This is a genomic window from Flavobacterium branchiophilum NBRC 15030 = ATCC 35035 (assembly GCF_002217205.1).
Classification (GTDB): domain Bacteria; phylum Bacteroidota; class Bacteroidia; order Flavobacteriales; family Flavobacteriaceae; genus Flavobacterium; species Flavobacterium branchiophilum.
On sequence record NZ_MUGT01000229.1, the window covers coordinates 1 to 553 of the forward strand.

At 25.5% G+C, this 553-nt stretch carries 1 protein-coding gene; it reads left to right on the forward strand.

Going from position 1 to position 553, the window contains the following annotated elements; genetic code table 11:
• Nucleotides 1-65: 65 nt before the first annotated feature.
• Complete coding sequence (locus B0A58_RS16070) at nucleotides 66-518, forward strand: hypothetical protein (protein WP_050881286.1); 453 nt, start codon at nucleotides 66-68, stop codon at nucleotides 516-518.
• Nucleotides 519-553: the final 35 nt, after the last annotated feature.

Sequence of the window (553 nt, forward strand, 5' to 3'; positions counted from 1 at the left end):
ATATACATATAAAATATTTATATTTGTTTTGAAAATATAGAAGTAGATACGTAAAAAATAAAAAGATGAAATTAAAATTTTTGATATTATTTTTTGTAATATTACTACAATTTGCCTGTAAAACTACTACAAACCAAATGGTTCAAAAGCAAAAAGAGGGATTGTGGGTAGAATATGACACTTTGGATGTTGTATATAAAACTATTGGAAAATACCAACAGAATAATCAAATAGGTACATGGAAGTATTATAGAAATAATAAATTGATACGAAAAGAAAAGTATTATAAGGATACTTGCAAAACAAAATTTTATCATCCGAATGGTAAATTACAAAAAAAAGGTTACACCACTTTTGAAGTAAAAGACCATTTAAACCATTGGTATTATTTTGGAAAATGGCAGTATTATGACAAAAACAGACACTATTTACATTCAAAATATTATTACAAAGGTAAACCTTCGGATAGTGCATTTACTGATTATCAGGAAAATGAAATGCGATTCAGTACCCATTGAAGGTATCCGAATAAGATGTTATACCAAATATATTT

Excerpts from the sequence above, each read along its gene's own strand:
- B0A58_RS16070 (WP_050881286.1), top strand. The coding sequence starts at position 66 with ATGAAATTAAAATTTTTGATATTATTTTTTGTAATATTACTACAATTT.